At 32.7% G+C, this 18173-nt stretch carries 17 protein-coding genes and 3 tRNA genes; 7 read left to right on the top strand and 13 right to left on the bottom strand.

Annotated features, from left to right (window positions below; all coding sequences use genetic code 11):
- Positions 1–83 precede the first annotated feature (83 nt).
- The 4 genes from HM986_RS08620 (at position 84) to HM986_RS08635 (ending at position 6404) form a co-directional block, all read left to right on the top strand.
- Positions 84–2354: an aconitate hydratase gene (locus HM986_RS08620; protein WP_179334677.1), complete on the top strand. Its 2271-nt coding sequence runs from the start codon at positions 84–86 to the stop codon at positions 2352–2354.
- Between the two features lie 118 nt (positions 2355–2472).
- Complete coding sequence (locus tag HM986_RS08625; protein ID WP_179334678.1) at positions 2473–4737, top strand: DUF7619 domain-containing protein; 2265 nt, start codon at positions 2473–2475, stop codon at positions 4735–4737.
- Positions 4738–5318: 581 nt separating this feature from the next.
- Positions 5319–5522, top strand: a complete 204-nt coding sequence (locus tag HM986_RS17745; RefSeq protein ID WP_317167348.1) for a helix-turn-helix domain-containing protein — start codon at positions 5319–5321, stop codon at positions 5520–5522.
- Between the two features lie 312 nt (positions 5523–5834).
- Positions 5835–6404: a TlpA family protein disulfide reductase gene (locus tag HM986_RS08635; RefSeq protein WP_179334679.1), complete on the top strand. Its 570-nt coding sequence runs from the start codon at positions 5835–5837 to the stop codon at positions 6402–6404.
- A 1-nt stretch (position 6405) separates the two neighbouring features.
- Here HM986_RS08635 and HM986_RS08640 read toward each other — a convergent pair whose 3' ends face one another.
- The 7 genes from HM986_RS08640 to HM986_RS08670 form a co-directional block, all read right to left on the bottom strand.
- Positions 6406–6852 (bottom strand): sterol desaturase family protein, encoded by a 447-nt coding sequence (locus HM986_RS08640; protein ID WP_179334680.1) that lies wholly within the window; start codon positions 6850–6852, stop codon positions 6406–6408.
- Between the two features lie 12 nt (positions 6853–6864).
- Positions 6865–7704 (bottom strand): phytoene/squalene synthase family protein, encoded by an 840-nt coding sequence (locus tag HM986_RS08645; protein ID WP_179334681.1) that lies wholly within the window; start codon positions 7702–7704, stop codon positions 6865–6867.
- A gap of 20 nt (positions 7705–7724) precedes the next feature.
- Positions 7725–9185, bottom strand: a complete 1461-nt coding sequence (locus HM986_RS08650; RefSeq protein WP_179334682.1) for a phytoene desaturase family protein — start codon at positions 9183–9185, stop codon at positions 7725–7727.
- Positions 9178–10089, bottom strand: coding sequence for a MerR family transcriptional regulator (locus HM986_RS08655; protein WP_179334683.1), 912 nt, complete (start codon positions 10087–10089; stop codon positions 9178–9180). The genes HM986_RS08650 and HM986_RS08655 overlap by 8 nt, the downstream gene beginning before the upstream one ends.
- A gap of 154 nt (positions 10090–10243) precedes the next feature.
- Positions 10244–10327, bottom strand: a tRNA-Leu gene (locus HM986_RS08660).
- Between the two features lie 56 nt (positions 10328–10383).
- Positions 10384–10456 (bottom strand) — tRNA-Lys (locus tag HM986_RS08665).
- 292 nt (positions 10457–10748) lie between these two features.
- A tRNA-Lys gene (locus HM986_RS08670) sits at positions 10749–10821 on the bottom strand.
- A gap of 129 nt (positions 10822–10950) precedes the next feature.
- On the opposite strand from HM986_RS08670, the gene HM986_RS08675 reads away from it, so the two are divergent.
- Entirely contained in the window at positions 10951–11472 is a 522-nt protein-coding gene (locus HM986_RS08675; RefSeq protein WP_179334684.1) for a shikimate kinase, read from the top strand.
- Here HM986_RS08675 and HM986_RS08680 read toward each other — a convergent pair.
- Genes HM986_RS08680 through HM986_RS08690 form a run of 3 tightly spaced genes read right to left on the bottom strand, consistent with a single transcriptional unit; the run spans position 11464 to position 12960 of the window.
- Positions 11464–11967: a phosphoribosyltransferase family protein gene (locus tag HM986_RS08680; protein ID WP_179334685.1), complete on the bottom strand. Its 504-nt coding sequence runs from the start codon at positions 11965–11967 to the stop codon at positions 11464–11466. The two genes, HM986_RS08675 and HM986_RS08680, sit on opposite strands and share 9 nt — an antisense overlap.
- A complete protein-coding gene (locus tag HM986_RS08685; protein ID WP_179334686.1) occupies positions 11967–12554 on the bottom strand; it encodes a class I SAM-dependent methyltransferase in 588 nt (195 codons plus the stop codon). Before HM986_RS08685 ends, HM986_RS08680 begins: the two co-directional genes overlap by 1 nt.
- Before the next feature lie 31 nt (positions 12555–12585).
- The gene (locus HM986_RS08690) at positions 12586–12960 is read right to left on the bottom strand and encodes an RNA-binding S4 domain-containing protein (protein ID WP_179334687.1); all 375 of its coding nucleotides are present in this window, start codon (positions 12958–12960) and stop codon (positions 12586–12588) included.
- 134 nt (positions 12961–13094) lie between these two features.
- On the opposite strand from HM986_RS08690, the gene HM986_RS08695 reads away from it, so the two are divergent.
- Positions 13095–14144 carry an FKBP-type peptidyl-prolyl cis-trans isomerase gene (locus tag HM986_RS08695; protein ID WP_179334688.1) on the top strand — a complete coding sequence of 350 codons (1050 nt, stop codon included), beginning with the start codon at positions 13095–13097 and terminating at the stop codon, positions 14142–14144.
- Between the two features lie 80 nt (positions 14145–14224).
- Here the strand turns inward: HM986_RS08695 and HM986_RS08700 are convergent, their stop codons facing one another.
- The 3 genes from HM986_RS08700 to HM986_RS08710 are packed head-to-tail and all read right to left on the bottom strand — an operon-like array spanning position 14225 to position 16720.
- The gene (locus HM986_RS08700; protein WP_179334689.1) at positions 14225–14824 is read right to left on the bottom strand and encodes an outer membrane beta-barrel protein; all 600 of its coding nucleotides are present in this window, start codon (positions 14822–14824) and stop codon (positions 14225–14227) included.
- Positions 14825–14877: 53 nt separating this feature from the next.
- Positions 14878–15831, bottom strand: a complete 954-nt coding sequence (locus HM986_RS08705; RefSeq protein ID WP_179334690.1) for a transketolase family protein — start codon at positions 15829–15831, stop codon at positions 14878–14880.
- 43 nt (positions 15832–15874) lie between these two features.
- On the bottom strand, positions 15875–16720 hold the full coding sequence (locus HM986_RS08710) for a transketolase (protein WP_179334691.1): 846 nt from the start codon (positions 16718–16720) through the stop codon (positions 15875–15877).
- A gap of 292 nt (positions 16721–17012) precedes the next feature.
- Here HM986_RS08710 and tgt point away from each other — a divergent pair, with 292 nt between their 5' ends.
- Complete coding sequence (gene tgt / locus HM986_RS08715; RefSeq protein WP_179334692.1) at positions 17013–18143, top strand: tRNA guanosine(34) transglycosylase Tgt; 1131 nt, start codon at positions 17013–17015, stop codon at positions 18141–18143.
- Positions 18144–18173 lie beyond the last annotated feature (30 nt).

Below are 18173 nucleotides of genomic sequence, written 5' to 3' on the forward strand. Positions count from 1 at the left end.
ACTATCACTATTATATGTAACGAACACTTTTAAAGTCATATTGCATTTTGTATATTAGTAAAATTAATTAAAACTAAGACACCATGGCATTTGACATTGATATGATTAAAAAGGTTTATGCTAACATGACTGAGAGCGTAGATGCTGCAAGAGAGATTGTTGGTAAACCTTTAACCCTTTCAGAAAAAATACTCTATTCACATTTATGGGATGGTAAACCAGATAAAGCGTTTATAAGAGGAAAAGACTATGTAGATTTTGCTCCAGACCGTGTAGCTTGTCAAGATGCAACAGCACAAATGGCGTTGTTGCAATTTATGCAGGCAGGTAAACCAAAAGTAGCTGTGCCAACGACGGTGCATTGTGATCACTTAATTCAGGCAAAAGATGGCGCTGCAACAGATTTAAAGCATGCTAATCAAACGAGCAGCGAAGTTTTTAATTTCTTAGAGTCAGTATCTAATAAATACGGTATCGGATTCTGGAAACCAGGCGCAGGTATTATTCATCAAGTCGTTTTAGAAAATTATGCATTTCCTGGTGGGATGATGATTGGTACAGATTCACATACTGTTAATGCAGGTGGATTAGGAATGGTTGCTATTGGAGTTGGGGGAGCTGATGCTGTTGATGTAATGGCAGGTATGGCTTGGGAACTTAAATTCCCTAAATTAATTGGTGTAAAATTAACAGGAAAACTCTCGGGTTGGACTGCACCAAAAGATGTAATTTTAAAAGTAGCTGAAATTCTTACGGTAAAGGGTGGAACAGGTGCTATTGTAGAATATTTTGGACCAGGAGCAACATCTATGTCGTGTACAGGTAAAGGAACGATTTGTAATATGGGAGCTGAAATTGGTGCAACAACATCAACATTTGGTTACGATGATTCAATGGAACGTTATTTGCGTGCTACGGATAGAGCGGATGTGGCTGATGCAGCTAATGCAATTAGACCTTACTTAACGGCAGATGATGAAGTTTATGCTAATCCAGAGCAGTATTTTGATGAAGTTATTGAAATTAACCTTTCAGAATTAGGACCATTGTTAAACGGTCCTTTTACTCCAGATTTATCGACAGAAGTGGGGCGTGATATGACTAAAAAAGCAACGGCTAATGAATGGCCTCTTCAAGTTGAATGGGGACTTATTGGCTCTTGTACCAATTCATCATACGAAGATTTATCGAGAGCGTCATCTATTGCGCAACAAGCATTAGATAAAGGTTTAAAAATGAAATCTGAATTAGGAATTAATCCTGGTTCTGAACAAGTAAGATTCACCGCAGAACGTGATGGCATCCTTGGAATATTTGAAAAATTAGATGCTAAAATATTCACTAATGCTTGTGGTCCTTGTATTGGGCAATGGGCAAGATATAGTGATCCTAAAAATGCACCTAAGAATAGTATTGTGCATTCGTTTAATAGAAATTTTGCTAAACGAGCAGATGGAAATCCAAATACACATGCTTTTGTGGCATCACCAGAATTAACCGCTGCAATTGCCATTGCTGGTCGTTTAGATTTTAACCCAATGACGGATAAGTTAATTAACGAAAATGGTGAAGAAATTATGTTCGATGAGCCTACAGGATGGGAACTACCACCAAAAGGTTTCGAAGTAAAAGAAAATGGGTATTTAAAACCCGTAGAAGATGGTAGTGGTGTTGTTGTATCAGTAGACCCAACTTCAGAGCGTATTCAATTATTAGAACCTTTTACTCCTCTAGGAAATTCTATTACTGGAGCTAAATTATTGATTAAAGCTTTCGGGAAATGTACAACGGATCATATTTCTATGGCAGGACCATGGTTACGTTTTAGAGGACACTTAGATAATATATCTAATAACTGTTTAATTGGTGCTGTAAATGCATTTGGAAAGAAAACTAATTTTGTAAAAAATCAATTAACAGGTGAATTTGGTGGTGTTCCAGATACAGCAAGAGCATATAAAGCTGCTGGTATCAAAACAATTGTTGTTGGTGATCATAATTACGGTGAAGGGTCTTCTAGAGAACATGCCGCCATGGAGCCAAGACATTTAGGTGTTGCAGCAGTTATTGTAAAATCTTTTGCTCGTATTCACGAAACAAATCTTAAGAAGCAAGGAATGTTAGGTTTAACTTTTGATAATGAAGCTGATTACGATTTAATTCAGGAAGATGATACCTTCAACTTTACAGATTTAAATGAATTTGCACCAGACAAGCAATTACATCTTGAAGCTGTACATGCAGATGGAAGTAAGGATTTAATTGCTTTAAATCACACTTACAATCAAGCTCAAATTGAGTGGTATAACGAAGGTTCTGCTTTAAATTTAATTAAAAAAGAAAACAATGCTTAGTTGTTAAGTTATAATTAATAAAAATCCGTTAGAGTTTCTAACGGATTTTTTTGTACCTATAAATTAGGAAGATAGTACTAAAATAAAAAGAGTATATTCGTTTTTACAATTCAATCTTATGAAAAAAACATTACTCTTTTTAAGTTTCATCTTGTTATTGCAAACCAATGCAATTTTTGCTCAAACCATCGATTTACCACCTAGTTTATATTTATGTGAAGTGGGTTCTCTTGAGCTTGATGGAACTGTAATAAATACAACAGACACAAATATTACGTATCAGTGGTATTATGGATTATCTCTTGGTTCAACGACAGAAATTGAAGGGGCAATTGATTCTACACTTATTTTAAATGGAGCTATTAATGAAGCTGGCCTGTATAAAATAATAGCAACATTATCTGATGACAGTAATCATGTTGCTTGGGTTGAAATCTTAAAGAGTGACTTTCTATACAATAACAACTATGAATTTCTTCAGTGTAATGATTTTTTTATTGATCAATTGCAGAGCTATAACTATTTATATAACGCTTCTAATATAACAACTAAATATTATAGTAATGAGGGTAATGCTATTCTAGGTAATGATCTCAATATTATTTATTATAATTTATATGACTACTTACCTATATTATATCTACGTATTGAAGAAAATAATGGTTCATGTGTAGATATTATTCCTTTAGAGGTTATTAATGAATTTTCGAATTTATTTGCTAACTGGGTTCCTAATATGGGTGATTGCTCTACTGATTCCGCAAATAATGTATTTGATTTAACAAGTAATGATAATCAAATTTTAGGAGGTCAACTAGCAACAGTAGGTTATTTTGAAAGCTATAATGATGCTAGTAATTTAAGTAACCAAATAGCGAATGCTTCTACTTATACGGCATTGTCGCCTAATCAAACTATTTATGCCAGAATCTATGATCTAAATAACACTAATTTTAATTGCGATCCATCTCAAAGTATTATCCAATTTCAATTATTATCAATTTCTGAACCGACACCGAATACGGAATTAGATTATATCGTTTGTGATACTACAAGTGGTTCTGATACTGATGGTATTGGTGCGTTTGATTTAACAAGTAAAAATACTTTAGTATTGTCTGGCTTAAGTACATATCAGTATAATATAAGTTATTATAATACTTTAGTTGATGCAGATACTAATACCAATCCCATTTCATCTCCCAATAATTATATAGGGAGTAATGAGGTAATCTACGTTAGAGTTGAGAGTAGTATAAACTCAGAATGTGTTCAAATTTCACAGATGAATTTAATAGTACAAGATATTTGTGATGATATTTCAGTGAATTTACTATCATATTGGTCAGCTCCTAGACCTGGATTTACATATAGAAATATGCTAATTGTAAAGAATAATGGCGAGTCAACGGTAAGTTCTGGTAGTGTAACATTTACTAAAGATGCTATTGTTGAATATTCTGGATCTACAGGATTAAGTGCTAGCAATACCATTACACCAACAGCAACTGGATTTACTTTAGATTTTGTCGATTTAGGGCCAGGAGAAAGTGAATCAATTTACATTGACTTACTGGTCTCTACTTCTGCGAATTTAGGAGATTTGATCACTAATGTTGCAGAATATACAACAGCAACAAGTGATGTGGTCGTTGAAAATAATACCTCTAGTCTATCAGAGATTATTATTGGTTCTTATGATCCTAATGATATTAATGAGTCTCATGGACCAGAAATTGAACACGTTAGTTTCACGGAAGATGATTATTTGTATTATACTATTAGATTTCAAAATGTAGGTACTGCTAGTGCAATAAACGTAACCATAGAAAATACTTTAGATCTTAAGTTAGATAAAACAACATTTCAAATGTTAAGAGCGAGTCATTCTTATGGCATTGAGCGTGATTTTGATAATTTAACATGGAATTTCTATAATATAAATCTAGCCGATGAAACTACTGACGAACCTAATAGTCATGGTTTTGTGTATTATAAAATAAAGCCATTAGCAGGATATGAAATAGGTGATATTGTACCCAATACAGCAGGTGTTGTCTTCGATTTTAATGCGCCTGTAATTACTAATACGTTTAATACAGAATTTGTAGCAGCTTTAAATTTAGCAGAAAATAATCTTAACTCTCAGTATTTGTTATATCCAAATCCCTCAAAAGATGTGGTGAATTTAAGTTTTAGTTCAGAACAATCCAGCATTGAAGTTACTGTTTTGGATATTTTAGGGAAATCGGTATTAACTAAAAAGGAGCAACATGTCTCAACATTAGCATTAAATATATCGTCCTTGGAAGATGGTGTTTATTTTGTGAATGTAAAAGATAATAATGGGCATAGCATTTTAAAAAAGATAATCAAAGAATAGCGGCTTTACATATGTAAGAAAAAGCTTCTGTTAATCAGGAGCTTTTTTCGCTCCTAACGTAAGTAAACCTTCAAGCGATCAACTTATTAAAGTATATAAATTATTCCCAAATTATTTATGAATGAACTTTGGTTTTGAAGATGTAAACTTATTTAACACGTTGTGTCTACATAAATTTAAATCTTACAAGGAAGAGCATCTATTCTCCAGATATAAAAAGAAAGATTACATCTATTTTGAAGATGACTCTTCTAATAAAATATTTTTAATTGAAAGAGGAAAGTCAAAATAGGTTACTATAATGAAGAGGGGGAAGAAATTGTAAAAGCAATCCTTTCAAAAGGAGAGCTTTTTGGTGAAAAGGCAATTTTAGGGGAAGCAAAGCGAGATGAGTTTGCACAATCCATAGATAATTCAACCTCAATTTGTCCCATAGGCGTAGAAACGATGTATAACTTAATGAGAGATAATCAGTCTTTCAGTTTTAAAGTATACAAGTTTATTGGCTTTAAATTAAAAAACTTGAAAGACGTCTACAGCTTTTATTATTTAAAGATTCTAAAACAAGACTTATAGAGTTTATTAAAGAACTTTGTCAAGATTTAGGGTACGACTATCTAGATACAGGAGATAAGGTAATTTGTCATCACTATACTCAGAGTGATATAGCCTCTTTAATTGGCACATCTAGACCAACTTTAAATATTCTTTTAAACGAACTAAAAGATGAAAATTACCTAGATTTTTATCGTAAAGAAATTCGAATTTTAAATAAATCGGTGTAAAATTTTATTTTTTTTCATTTGTGTTAGATACCAAAGATTATCTTTTGCAACCATGTTAACAGCTACAAATGATGCTTTTTTCGGTCCAGGTAATTAAGGTATAGCTTTATATGACGATAATGGAGATCCAATTACAGCAGATGTTACTGACGGATTTACTTATCCTTCTGTAAATTCAGTGATTAAAGTTACTATTACTACTGATTAATATTAGCTAAAAAAGCTTAAAGTTTTCTAGAGTTTTGTTGTTAAATTTGAAGCACATTATCATAAAAGAGTAATGTGCTTCATTTTTTCTGTTAAATATGTATTATGACTAAGTCGAAAAAAGGTAGAATTTCAAATATTATTTTTATTATCATCCTTCTATTGATTTTTATTCCTCAAACGAGGGAACCTATTCAAGTTTTATTTCATAAAGGGTTTAGCTATATTAATACATCGACCGTTATAGATAAAGTAGAACGAAAAACAATTAGTAATTTAAATTGGGACTTAGCATCTGCCGATGGTAAACGGTTAGATTTTAACGCTACAAAAGGTAAAGTTGTGTTGATAAACTTTTGGGCTACTTGGTGCCCACCATGTATTGCTGAAATGCCGAGTCTTCAAGAATTATATGATGATTATGGTGACGAAGTTGTATTTTTATTTGTTACAAACGATGATTTTGAGACTGTAGAGAAGTTTAAATTAAACAAGGGTTTTTCTTTCGATGTATTCACTCCATTAAGTGAAGCTCCAGAGGAATTGAGAGCACATTCAATACCAAGGACCTTTATATTAAACAAGGCTAGCGAAATTGTTATTGACGAGTCTGGTGCTCTAAATTGGAATAGTACTAAAGTAAGAAAACAACTTGACGCGCTATTATCCGAATAATCTACTTAAAGTATTTAAAAGGCACTATTAGCATTCCGAAGTTTTCACCTTTATGCTTTCCTAAATGCTTATGGTGAATTTTATGAGCACGCCTTAATCCTCGTGCGTATTTATTGTCAATATTTCTTAACCATTTAAAACGTTGATGAATAAAGATGTCATGAACAATAAAATATGCAGCTCCGTACACTAAAATACCTAATCCAATAGGAAGTGTATACCAGATAGATTCGTAACTCCACAGGTAAAAGCAAGTCATGCTCACTATGGCATAGAATATAAAAAAGGCATCATTACGTTCAAACCAGCTATCGTGATCTTTATGGTGATGGTCTCTATGTAAATTCCACAGAAAACCATGCATAATATATTTGTGTGTAAACCACGCATTAAATTCCATTATGAAGAATGTACCTAAAAATATTAAAATCCAAAAAGCGATTTGCATGGCGATGTTATTTTAAAGTAAATTTAATTGATATTTTACATAACTACGTGTTAGCAGCTCTATTTTTCTATAATTAGGAACTCTAATTCGAGTAGATTTAATCTGCAATGCGGGTGTTTTTTTGAGTTTTTCTAATAATTTACTATAATATCTGTAAGCCATAAACACTCCAAAACGTGCTTCTAACGGTAAATGTTTAATGCCTTCTAATCCTTTAGCAAAATCATCTTCAATTTCACTAATTATAGCTTTCTTAGAAGCTTCATCAAGCTGATTTAAATCAGTGTTTGGAAAATAAGTTCGACTTAAATCTTCAAAATCTTCTTTTAAATCGCGTAAAAAATTCACTTTCTGAAATGCCGAGCCTAAACTCATTGCTGAGTCTTTTAATTCGTAATATTTTGTATTATCACCCTTTACAAAAACTTTAAGGCACATTAAGCCTACGACATCAGCAGAACCATAAATATAAGTTTTGTATTCTTCATCAGTTAAATAGTCCTTTTTGTGAAGGTCTAAACGCATACTATCCATAAAAGAATTTACCATGTGTTTTTCAATACCATAATTGTGGTAAGTCTCTTGAAAAGCATTTAATATAGGATTAAGGCTAATTTTGTTTTCTAAAGCCGCTTCGAGATCGCTTTCAAACAAGTTAAAGAGTTTTTCTTTATCATAGTCATGAAATGAATCTACTATTTCATCAGCAAATCTTACAAAACCATAAATATTATATATGTCTTGTCTTATGTTGAGAGAAAGCATTTTAGTTGCCATTGAGAATGATGTACTATAAGCGTTTGTTACAGCTTTACTACAGGTATGAGAAACGTTGTCAAAAATTGATTTCATAGGTGTAATGTTCTTAGTTGTTAAACTTCATTTTTTTGAATCAGTTCTGCAACGAGCTTTCCTGAAATCAAAGCAGGTGGAACTCCGGGTCCAGGAACAGTCAGTTGTCCTGTGAAATAGAGTCCATTTACTTTTTTGCTTTTTAATTTTGGTCTTAAAAAAGCGGTTTGCATTAAAGTATTTGCCATACCGTATGCATTGCCTTTATAAGAGTTGTAATCTTCAATAAAATCATTAACACAATACGATTCTTTAAAAAGTATTTGTGCTTTCACATTTTGTCCTGTTCTGAGTTCAAAGCGATTTATTATAAGGTCAAAATAATATCGTCGTAATTCTGGTGTGTCTTCAAGCCCTGGAGCGATTGGAATTAAGAAAAATCCAGTTTCACAATCATCAGGTGCCATACTAGTGTCAGTTACAGAAGGAAAGTTAACATAAAATAATGGATTTTTAGGCCACTTCGGATTATCGTAAATTTCTTCTGCGTGATTCTCAAAATCCGTATCAAAAAATAAATTGTGATGTTCTACATTCTTTAATTTTTGATTAAAGCCAACATAAAAGAGTAGAGAGGAAGGTGCGAATGTTTTACTTTCCCAATACGACTCACTGTATTGTCTATAATTTTCGTCTAAGAGTGTTTCAGAATGGTGGTAATCAGCACCACTTAAAATAATGTCAGAGTGAATAGATTTACCGTTTACAGTGATGCTTTTCGCTTTCTTGTGCTCAACATTTATCTTTTCAACATTACAATTGGTACGTATAGTTACACCTAGACTTTCTGCTAAGCTTTTCATAGCATTAACGATCTCATACATGCCTCCTTTAGGGTGCCATGTACCTAATCCAAAATCAGCGAAATTCATAAAACTATAAAAAGAAGGTGTTTGATTTGGTTTAGCACCTAAAAACAGAACAGGAAATTCTAAAGTTGAAATTAGTTTAGGGTTTTTAAAGTTTTTACGGATATCGGAACTTATGGTTCTAAAAAATCGGTCGACTCGTGTAATAGTATCCTTTGTTACCAATTCAAAAGGTGAAAGTCCAGGTTTTAAAACCACTTTATTAATGGCAATATTATAATGATCTTGTGCTCTTGATATAAATGTACGAAGCGGAACTGAGCTTCCTGGTTCAATACGTTCAAATTCTTCACATATTTGATCCATATGGTCACCAATGGTGATAACATCATCTGAAAAGAATATTTTATAAGCAGGACTCAATTTATCTAGGTGATAGTAATCGCTAGTACTTTTTCCGAAATCATTAAAGAATTTATCAAAAATATCTGGCATCCAATACCAACTAGGACCAATATCAAAAGTAAAACCATCCTTTTTGAATTGTCGAGCTCTCCCACCTACAGTATCATTTTTTTCGTAAATAGAGACGCTATGCCCAGCTTTAGCTAAATAGCAAGATGCTGATAGAGCAGAAAACCCAGAACCTATAATGGAGATCGTTTTACGCATTAGTTTGTAATTCCTTAGTTAATGATTTTATAGTATTAAATACTCTCATATTATTTGGTATGAGATCACTCTCAAGTGAATTGAGCATTCTACCTAACATCCATAAATTAGTATTTGATGATTTTAAAATAAGATCACTAAACTCATTAAGGTAATTTAAAAGGTTTTCTTTTTCTGGTTTTATAGTGAAATAAGATACAAAAATAATATTGTCATAGTAATTTTTCAGTTCTAATAAACTTGTAATGGGAATACTTTGGCCTAAAAAGATAGATCTGTAACCAAGTCGAACAATTTCGTGATTGATGAACATTAAACCAAGTTCGTGTATTTCGTTATCTGGTAAATAAAGAACAAAGGTCTTATTGGATTTAATAATTTGTTGCGATTGTAATTTCTCGGTGCTAATGAGTATTTTTTGACGGATTAAGGTCGAAACAAAGTGTTCGTGTGCTGGTGTAATGGTGTTTGTTTGCCATAATAATCCTATTTCTGTTAAAAGCGGAATGAATATATCGTAGAATATGTCTTCAAAAGATTTTTCGTTATAGAGAGAATCATAGGTTTTGTAAAATAATGCTTGATCAAAATTTAACATGGATAGCTTAAAGGCATTGATAGCATGACTTTCTATATTGGTCTCAGTTGCGATTTCTCTAACTAATTGAGGAATCTGCTGTGATTCAATTGTAGCAATCTTAGAAATCTTATAACCATTATTGTTAAGGTAGCTAACGTTAAGTAGTTTCTGAAAACTTTCTAAATCGTAATATCTTATATTAGTTTCAGTACGTTTTGGCTCTAATAGGTTATAGCGTTTTTCCCAAATTCTAATAGTGTGAGCTTTAATTCCAGTAAGGTTTTCTAGATCTTTTATGCTAAACCTATCTTTAATATTGTTCATTTATTTTTAAAAATGTTTAAACAAAAATAAGGTTTATACTAATACGACGTTTAGAATTAACAAAAAATATGAAAAAAAAGAATTGGAATAAGAAATGAAATTTACAAGAGGTTTAATTATGGAGAAAGAATAGAAGTGAGATTTTAAGTAATTGTGCGCACGAGAAGATTCGAACTTCCACGGACTAATGTCCACCAACCCCTCAAGCTGGCGCGTCTACCAATTCCGCCACGTGCGCAAAATAATGAAGTAAATATAAAAAAAAGTTAAGCGTTATGCTTAACTTTTTTTCAGTGACCAGTCTGGGGCTCGAACCCAGGACCCTCTCCTTAAAAGGGAGATGCTCTGCCAACTGAGCTAACTGGTCGTTATGTTTTTTTCTAACGAGGGTGCAAATATAAAACCTTTATGCAAATACAAAGACTAGAATTGAAAAAAAATTAATTTTTTTTTAAATTAGGATATTATAAATAAGAAATAGAACTTTTATTTTATTCTATCGTTTTGTTTTGTAGTGAGTTACTAGTTTTAGGTCTTCATTTACCTAAAGAAATGTTTTTTATTTATAAAGTTGCTGTTTTCGATAACTGTATACTTTTAGGAATATAAGTTCAGTTTTAAGCAAAAAAAAAGTTAAGCGCAATGCTTAACTTTTTTAGTGACCAGTCTGGGGCTCGAACCCAGGACCCTCTCCTTAAAAGGGAGATGCTCTGCCAACTGAGCTAACTGGTCTTATATGCTTTTCTCTAACGAGGGTGCAAATATATAAGCTTTCTTTAATTTAACAACACTTTTTTTAATTTTTTTTCGTTTTTTTGTTGTGAACAAACCTATGGGTTTAATAATCAATTTATAAGTGCTATGATTATAGTTTTAATAGGATATATGGGGTCAGGAAAATCGACCATTGGTAAGGAATTAGCTACAGCTCTGGAGTACAATTTTTTAGATTTAGATGATTACATTTCTGACAAGGAAAAAAGGTCAGTTTCTGAAATATTCGAATCAAAAGGGGAAATTTATTTTAGAAAAAAGGAAACTGAATACTTAAATGAAGTTTTAAATTCTTCTGAAAATAGTGTTTTAGCTTTAGGCGGTGGTACACCTTGTTATGGTAAAAACATGGATTTAATAATTAACAATGCGAATGTGACTAGTTTTTATTTAAAGCTGTCGATACCGCTTTTATCGAAACGTTTATTCACAGAACGAGAACAACGCCCTTTAATAAGTCATTTAAATTCTGAGACTGAACTATTAGAATTCATTGGTAAACACTTATTTGAGCGTAATCAATATTATAGTAGATCCCATATTACACTTAACACAGATCATAAAACGAAACAAGATATTTTAGAAGAACTTGTAGGACATTTAGTCTAAATAGGCTTCGTAAGGTTGTTTAGATAAGTTAACATGTACATGCTCAAATAAAGAGGTTGAAAGGGAGATGCCTTTAAAATCTGCCTTAACAGGGTATTTCTTATGATTTCGATTCACTAAAACTGCGGTTTTAAACTGTTTTAGAGGTACATCTAAAAAGTGTTTAATACCATAGATTAATGTACTTCCAGAATTAAGGACGTCGTCAATAAGTATAATAGATTTATTAGTGTAGTCTTCTTTTGGTATCGAGGTTTTAATCGGAGCTGTTGGTTCTAATTTATTGATCATTACCTTGCATAAGGTAGATTCAATAGTAGAAATTTTATCTAAATGAGATTTTATTTTTTTCGCAAGAAGATAGCCGTTGCTTTCTATGCCTGCAATAATGAGCTCAGTTTCATTCACATTGCTTTCGTATATTTGATACGCAATGCGTTTTATTTTATGCTCAATTTCTTTATGACTTAAAATTGTATTTTTAGTAAGTGCCATTAGCTCTTTTTTTCAAAGATAAAAAACAGTTCATTACCTTGTCTTTCTTTTATCGAATTAATTGATGGTTCTAAAACTTTAAGATGAAACTTGTGTTCGAAAAGCGATTTATATTCTGAAAGACTCCCGCCAAACGGTGGTCCATTTTCAGTTAATTCAAAATTAAAGAATAAACCAACAAGCTTCCCTCGGTTTTTTAACAACTGATACATTTTTTCAACATAGGGTTCTCTTAAGCTCGGATCTAGAGCGCAAAAAAAGGTTTGTTCAAAAATATACTCATAACTGTCATACCATTCAAAGAAGTCAGTTTTTAGAAGTTGTGCTTCAGGGAATTCGGGAATACGTTTTTTAAAATTATTTAGAGGCTGTTGAGCAAAATCTAAGATGTATAGGTTTTTGAAACCATTATTCCATAAATATTCAGCTTCGTAACTATTTCCTGCACCTGGAATTAAAATTTTTACAGTCTTATCTTTAAGTTGATCAAAATAAGTTTTTAACGGAGGAGATGTATAGCCAACATTCCAACCGGTCTTATGAGTCGCGTAGCGTTCTTCCCAATATTCTTGATCTATTTTATTCATATAACCGTATTATTTAAAAAATGTATTCGACCTATTCTTCGTCATCTTCATGAAAGTCATCAATATCTCGTCGATCCTTTTTAGTAGGTCGTCCGGTGCCTTTCTTTCTGTAGTAATCTTTACTGTATTTTAAGAGCTCTTGTGCCTCAAAAGCAGATTTAGGGGTGGTGTCTGTTCTATATAGGTCAACTAATTTTGCTCCTACACGATTTTGAGGTAAATCATTAACAGTAAGCTGATAAATGATTTGGTCTTTTCTAAGTTCTATTTTATCGGTAGGAAATACTTCCCTAGATGGTTTTACTGCCGCACCGTTAACTTTTACTTGTCCTTTTTTACATGCTTTTGTTGCAATGCTTCGTGTTTTGTAATAGCGTACACACCATAAATATTTATCAATTCGCATATCTTTTTAACTAAAAACTACGTTAATCTTGTAGTGCAAAAATATTATATTATTGTATCTTGCGCGTTAAAAATAAGCAATAATGAACTTTGTATATAAACTGTGGTGGTTTTATACATTCAATATAAATTTCTATGAAAATTAAAATTTTAAAATTTAGTCTCGTATTAATGGTGTTCTCTGCTATTGTTATTTCTTGTAAAAAAGATGATGATGATTCATTTACTTTTGTAGAGGAAGATAGAACTGAGCAGCAAGCTAAAGACAAAGATTCTTTGATACTATATTTATCTACGCATTATTATAATTCAGGCTTTTTTGAAACCGGTTCGGATCATAAATATACAGATATCGTTATTACAGCATTAGAAGAAGGGGAATCCGTACCAGAAAATCATACATTATTAATGACAGCTGTTGACACACGTAACACAACTTATTTAGAAGCAGATTATGAATATTACGTATTAAACATTAACCAAGGTGGTGGTGGTTCGCCTTCATTCGTTGATAGAGTTCGTGTAAGATATGAAGGGATATCTTTAAATAACGCCTTATCAGGAGATAATGAAACTTTTGACTCTAGCGTAACCCCCGTAAATTTTAATTTACAAACAAATGGTTCAACAACTAGTGTTATAAAGGCATGGCAACTTGTAATGCCTGAATTTAATGCGGCATTTAATTATGAAATAGATGAAATAGGTAACTTCGATTTTCAAGATTTTGGTCTTGGTGTTATGTTTGTGCCTTCTGGTTTAAGTTATTTCTCAAGCAGTACTACAGGAACTTCTTATGATAATCTTATTTTTAAATTTGAATTATTACAGTATGAAGTAGAAGATCATGATAATGATGGAGTACCGTCTTACCTTGAAGATTTAGAAGGAGATTTAGATATCGCAAATGATGATACAGACGGTGATGGTGTGCCAAACTTTGTAGATATTGATGATGATAATGATAATATATCAACGAGAGATGAATTGATGCCTACAACATATATCGTGGATACTAATAATAACGAACTAGAGCCTATACTTGGTACCAATGAATTTGAAGTAAGCAGAGCTAATATTGGAGGCGTTATTACGATTAAGACTTTAACTATTTTAGACTCTGATGAGGATGGTACGCCAGATTATTTAGATCCAACTGTTACAATTAATTACAACGAGATTTAGTATCCGAAACTAAATTCTTAAAATAAGAAAAGCCGCTCAAAATTTTTGAGCGGCTTTTTATTTGCTTTTTTTAGCTTTGTCTAAAGCGCAATAGATAAACTTAATATTAACTGATCTGGTCTCGTGTCTATTCTACTAACAATACCTGTGCCTAAATTAGTATCTATAAAAGTGGCTTCGTTATGATTAAAGCCTCTTTCGTATCTTAGGTCTACTCCGATGTTATTAAAGCTAAGTCCGATTCCAAAATTTAATCCAACAGAAAAATCGTTTTCAACATTATCGATATTAATACCGTCAAATTCTGTATCTAAAATATACTGAAATGAAGGTCCTGCGAAAACGCTTACAGGTCCTAAAACTCTAACTCCTAAAAGTACTGGCGCATCAATTTTCTTAACAGAAAAGACATCGCTACTATAGTCACTTTTGGTAGCTGTATAAATGAGCTCAGGCTTCAGGTATAATTTGTTACCTATTTTCCCAAAAAGACCAATATGGTAACCGATGTTACGATCTGGATTTTTGGCATTAGCACTAGCAGATTCAAAATAGTCCCCGTTAGCGCTATAATTTAAGCCACCTTTAATTCCAAAGGAATTTCCGTTTTGGGCATTTATTGACAATCCAACAAAAGCAAAAACAACAGTCGCAATAACTGTTTTTTTAAAATTTTTCATAATGTTCGTTTTTAAGATTAGGTACTTGCTTCAAAAACGATACCAAATCAAAATTATTTTCTTTTCATTACTTTTTTAACAGCATTTTGAATCGCATCACTATTTAATCCGTACTTATCCATAAGCTGTGCTGGCGTACCAGATTCTCCAAAAGTATCATTTGTTGCTACAAATTCTTGGGGTGTTGGACGATGCTGAGCTAGGACTCTAGCAACACTTTCCCCTAAACCTCCAAGATGGTTGTGTTCTTCTGCGGTAACAATACAACCTGTTTTTGCAACAGATTCTAAAATAGCTTTGTCGTCTAAAGGTTTTATAGTGTGAATGTTAATAACTTCAGCAGAAATACCAGCTTCGTGCAATGCTTTAGATGCTTCAAGAGCCTCCCAAACTAAATGACCAGTAGCAACGATTGTGACATCTGTACCTTCAGTAAATTTAATAGCTTTTCCTATTTCAAATTTCTGATCAGCAGGTGTGAAAATTGGAACAGAAGGACGACCAAATCTTAAATATACAGGACCATCATAATCTGCAATGGCAATAGTTGCTGCTTTTGTCTGGTTGTAATCACATGGATTAATAACGACCATTCCTGGTAGCATTTTCATTAATCCGATATCTTCTAAGATTTGATGTGTAGCTCCATCCTCACCTAAAGTTAAACCAGCGTGAGAAGCACAAATCTTTACGTTTTTACCAGAGTAAGCCACAGATTGACGAATCTGATCATAAACTCTCCCTGTAGAGAAGTTAGCAAATGTTCCTGTAAAAGGTATTTTTCCACCAATGGTTAAACCAGCTGCGATTCCAATCATATTAGCTTCTGCGATTCCAATTTGGAAAAAGCGCTCTGGATTTTCTTTAATGAATTCGTCCATTTTTAAAGATCCAATTAAGTCAGCACACAAGGCTACGACATTAGGATTTGTTCTGCCAAGTTCTGCTAAACCCGCTCCAAATCCACTTCTTGTATCTTTCTTTTCTGTATATGTGTATGTTTTCATAATAATGCCCATAAAAATGGGTATCTGTTTAATTAGACTTTTTTTAGTAATCTCCTAAAGTTTCAGGATTTTGTGATAAACCTTCATTTAGTTGTTCATCGTTTGGTGCTTTACCATGCCAAGCATGTGTGTGCATCATAAAATCAATGCCATTACCCATAACTGTGTGTAATAAAACACAAACGGGTTTTCCTTTTCCTGTTAAAGATTTAGCCTCTTTCATGCCTTTTATAATAGATTCAAGGTCGTTACCTTTTTCAATATCTATAACTGTCCAACCAAAAGCTTCAAATTTTGCTCTTAGACTTCCCATTGGTAATACATCGTCTGTAGAACCATCAATTTGTTGCTGGTTTAAATCTATAGTTGAAATTAGATTATCTACTTTTTTAGCAGAAGCATACATAATAGCTTCCCAGTTTTGACCTTCTTGAAGTTCTCCATCACCATGAAGACTATATACTAAATGATCGTCATTATTTAGTTTCTTGGCTTGTGCGGCACCTAGTGCAACAGACATACCTTGACCTAAAGAACCTGAAGCGATTCGGATACCTGGTAACCCTTCGTGTGTCGTTGGGTGGCCCTGTAAACGCGTATTTATTAATCTAAATGTGTTGAGCTCTTCAACCGGAAAATATCCAGATCTTGCCAATACACTATAGTATACAGGAGAAATATGTCCGTTTGAAAGAAAAAATAAATCTTCTCCAATTCCGTCCATGTCAAAACCGTCTTTTCTTTCCATGAGCTCTTGGTACAGAGAAACAAAAAATTCGGCACAGCCTAATGATCCGCCAGGATGACCAGAGTTTACCTTGTGTACCATTCGTATAATGTCTCTACGAACTTGAGTAGTTAAATCAGTTAATTCTTTAATGTTTGGCATGTTATATTGCTTAAGTTTTATGTTACAAAAGTAACTTTTTACTAAGGGTTTTCAAAAGTTGAAAAGGAGCACTTATTAACGAATTGTGTAATTTGCTAACAATTGAGGGAAATACTTATAAGTAATAGCAAATTATTAGAAGATTGTTTTTTTAAATTTAATTTAAGAGGGATTACTATAGAGTTATTTATATTTGCCGTCTGACTTACAATTCATGAGACGAACATGCTAAAATTAATTAAGATTAATAGCGTACAACATGTGTCTTCTGAAAAACAATAAGTACAAACACATGAAATTTCAAAGAGTAGCAAAAGATACACAAAGCAAGGCAAGAGCAGGTTCAATAACAACGGATCATGGAACTATAGAAACTCCTATTTTTATGCCAGTTGGTACTGTGGCTTCTGTAAAGGGAGTGCACCAAAGAGAGTTAAAAAATGATATTAATCCAGATATTATTCTAGGAAACACATATCATCTTTATTTAAGACCTCAAACACCAATTCTAGAACAAGCTGGAGGCTTACATAAATTTATGAATTGGGACCGAAATATCTTAACAGATTCTGGGGGTTACCAAGTGTATTCTATGTCTTCAAATAGAAAGATTAAAGAGGAAGGTGTTAAGTTTAAATCGCATATAGATGGCAGTTACCATGTGTTTACTCCAGAAAATGTGATGGAAGTACAGCGCAGCATTGGTGCTGATATTATTATGGCTTTTGATGAGTGTACACCTTATCCATGTGATTATAACTACGCTAAACGCTCGATGCACATGACGCATCGTTGGTTAGAGCGTTGTTTAACGCATCTAAAAAAGACACCTTTTAAATACGATTATGAACAAACATTTTTTCCGATTGTTCAAGGAAGTTGTTATAAAGATTTAAGAGAGCAATCTGCAGAATATATTGCAAATGCTGGTGCTGAAGGGAATGCTATTGGTGGACTTTCCGTTGGTGAGCCGGCAGAAGAAATGTATGCAATGACAGATATTGTATGTAATATTCTTCCAGAAGACAAACCTCGATATTTAATGGGGGTTGGGACACCAATCAATATATTAGAAAATATAGCGTTAGGTGTAGATATGTTTGATTGTGTAATGCCAACGCGGAATGCAAGAAACGGTATGTTATTTACAGCTCACGGCTCTATTAATATCAAAAATCTAAAATGGGCTAATGATTTTTCTCCTGTAGATGAGATGGGCATTACTTTTGTTGATACAGAATATAGTAAGGCGTATTTAAGACATTTATTTACTGTTAACGAATTATTAGGTAAGCAAATTGCAACCATCCATAATTTAGGTTTTTACCTTTGGCTGACTAGAGAAGCCAGAAAACATATTATAGCAGGCGATTTTAGAACTTGGAAAGATAAAATGGTAAAACAAATGGATAACCGTTTATAAAAATAGATTTTGAAACTGGATTTAATACTC

The organism is Winogradskyella costae, assembly GCF_013403865.1.
GTDB classification, from domain to species: Bacteria; Bacteroidota; Bacteroidia; order Flavobacteriales; family Flavobacteriaceae; genus Winogradskyella; species Winogradskyella costae.

What these genes read in the sequence shown, in the direction of transcription:
- HM986_RS08620 (WP_179334677.1), top strand. Translation starts at nt 84, where the DNA reads ATGGCATTTGACATTGATATGATTAAAAAGGTTTATGCTAACATGACT.
- HM986_RS08625 (WP_179334678.1), top strand. Translation starts at nt 2,473, where the DNA reads ATGAAAAAAACATTACTCTTTTTAAGTTTCATCTTGTTATTGCAAACC.
- HM986_RS08635 (WP_179334679.1), top strand. Translation starts at nt 5,835, where the DNA reads ATGACTAAGTCGAAAAAAGGTAGAATTTCAAATATTATTTTTATTATC.
- HM986_RS08640 (WP_179334680.1), bottom strand. Translation starts at nt 6,852, where the DNA reads ATGCAAATCGCTTTTTGGATTTTAATATTTTTAGGTACATTCTTCATA.
- HM986_RS08645 (WP_179334681.1), bottom strand. Translation starts at nt 7,704, where the DNA reads ATGAAATCAATTTTTGACAACGTTTCTCATACCTGTAGTAAAGCTGTA.
- HM986_RS08650 (WP_179334682.1), bottom strand. Translation starts at nt 9,185, where the DNA reads ATGCGTAAAACGATCTCCATTATAGGTTCTGGGTTTTCTGCTCTATCA.
- HM986_RS08655 (WP_179334683.1), bottom strand. Translation starts at nt 10,089, where the DNA reads ATGAACAATATTAAAGATAGGTTTAGCATAAAAGATCTAGAAAACCTT.
- HM986_RS08675 (WP_179334684.1), top strand. Translation starts at nt 10,951, where the DNA reads ATGATTATAGTTTTAATAGGATATATGGGGTCAGGAAAATCGACCATT.
- HM986_RS08680 (WP_179334685.1), bottom strand. Translation starts at nt 11,967, where the DNA reads ATGGCACTTACTAAAAATACAATTTTAAGTCATAAAGAAATTGAGCAT.
- HM986_RS08685 (WP_179334686.1), bottom strand. Translation starts at nt 12,554, where the DNA reads ATGAATAAAATAGATCAAGAATATTGGGAAGAACGCTACGCGACTCAT.
- HM986_RS08690 (WP_179334687.1), bottom strand. Translation starts at nt 12,960, where the DNA reads ATGCGAATTGATAAATATTTATGGTGTGTACGCTATTACAAAACACGA.
- HM986_RS08695 (WP_179334688.1), top strand. Translation starts at nt 13,095, where the DNA reads ATGAAAATTAAAATTTTAAAATTTAGTCTCGTATTAATGGTGTTCTCT.
- HM986_RS08700 (WP_179334689.1), bottom strand. Translation starts at nt 14,824, where the DNA reads ATGAAAAATTTTAAAAAAACAGTTATTGCGACTGTTGTTTTTGCTTTT.
- HM986_RS08705 (WP_179334690.1), bottom strand. Translation starts at nt 15,831, where the DNA reads ATGAAAACATACACATATACAGAAAAGAAAGATACAAGAAGTGGATTT.
- HM986_RS08710 (WP_179334691.1), bottom strand. Translation starts at nt 16,720, where the DNA reads ATGCCAAACATTAAAGAATTAACTGATTTAACTACTCAAGTTCGTAGA.
- tgt (WP_179334692.1), top strand. Translation starts at nt 17,013, where the DNA reads ATGAAATTTCAAAGAGTAGCAAAAGATACACAAAGCAAGGCAAGAGCA.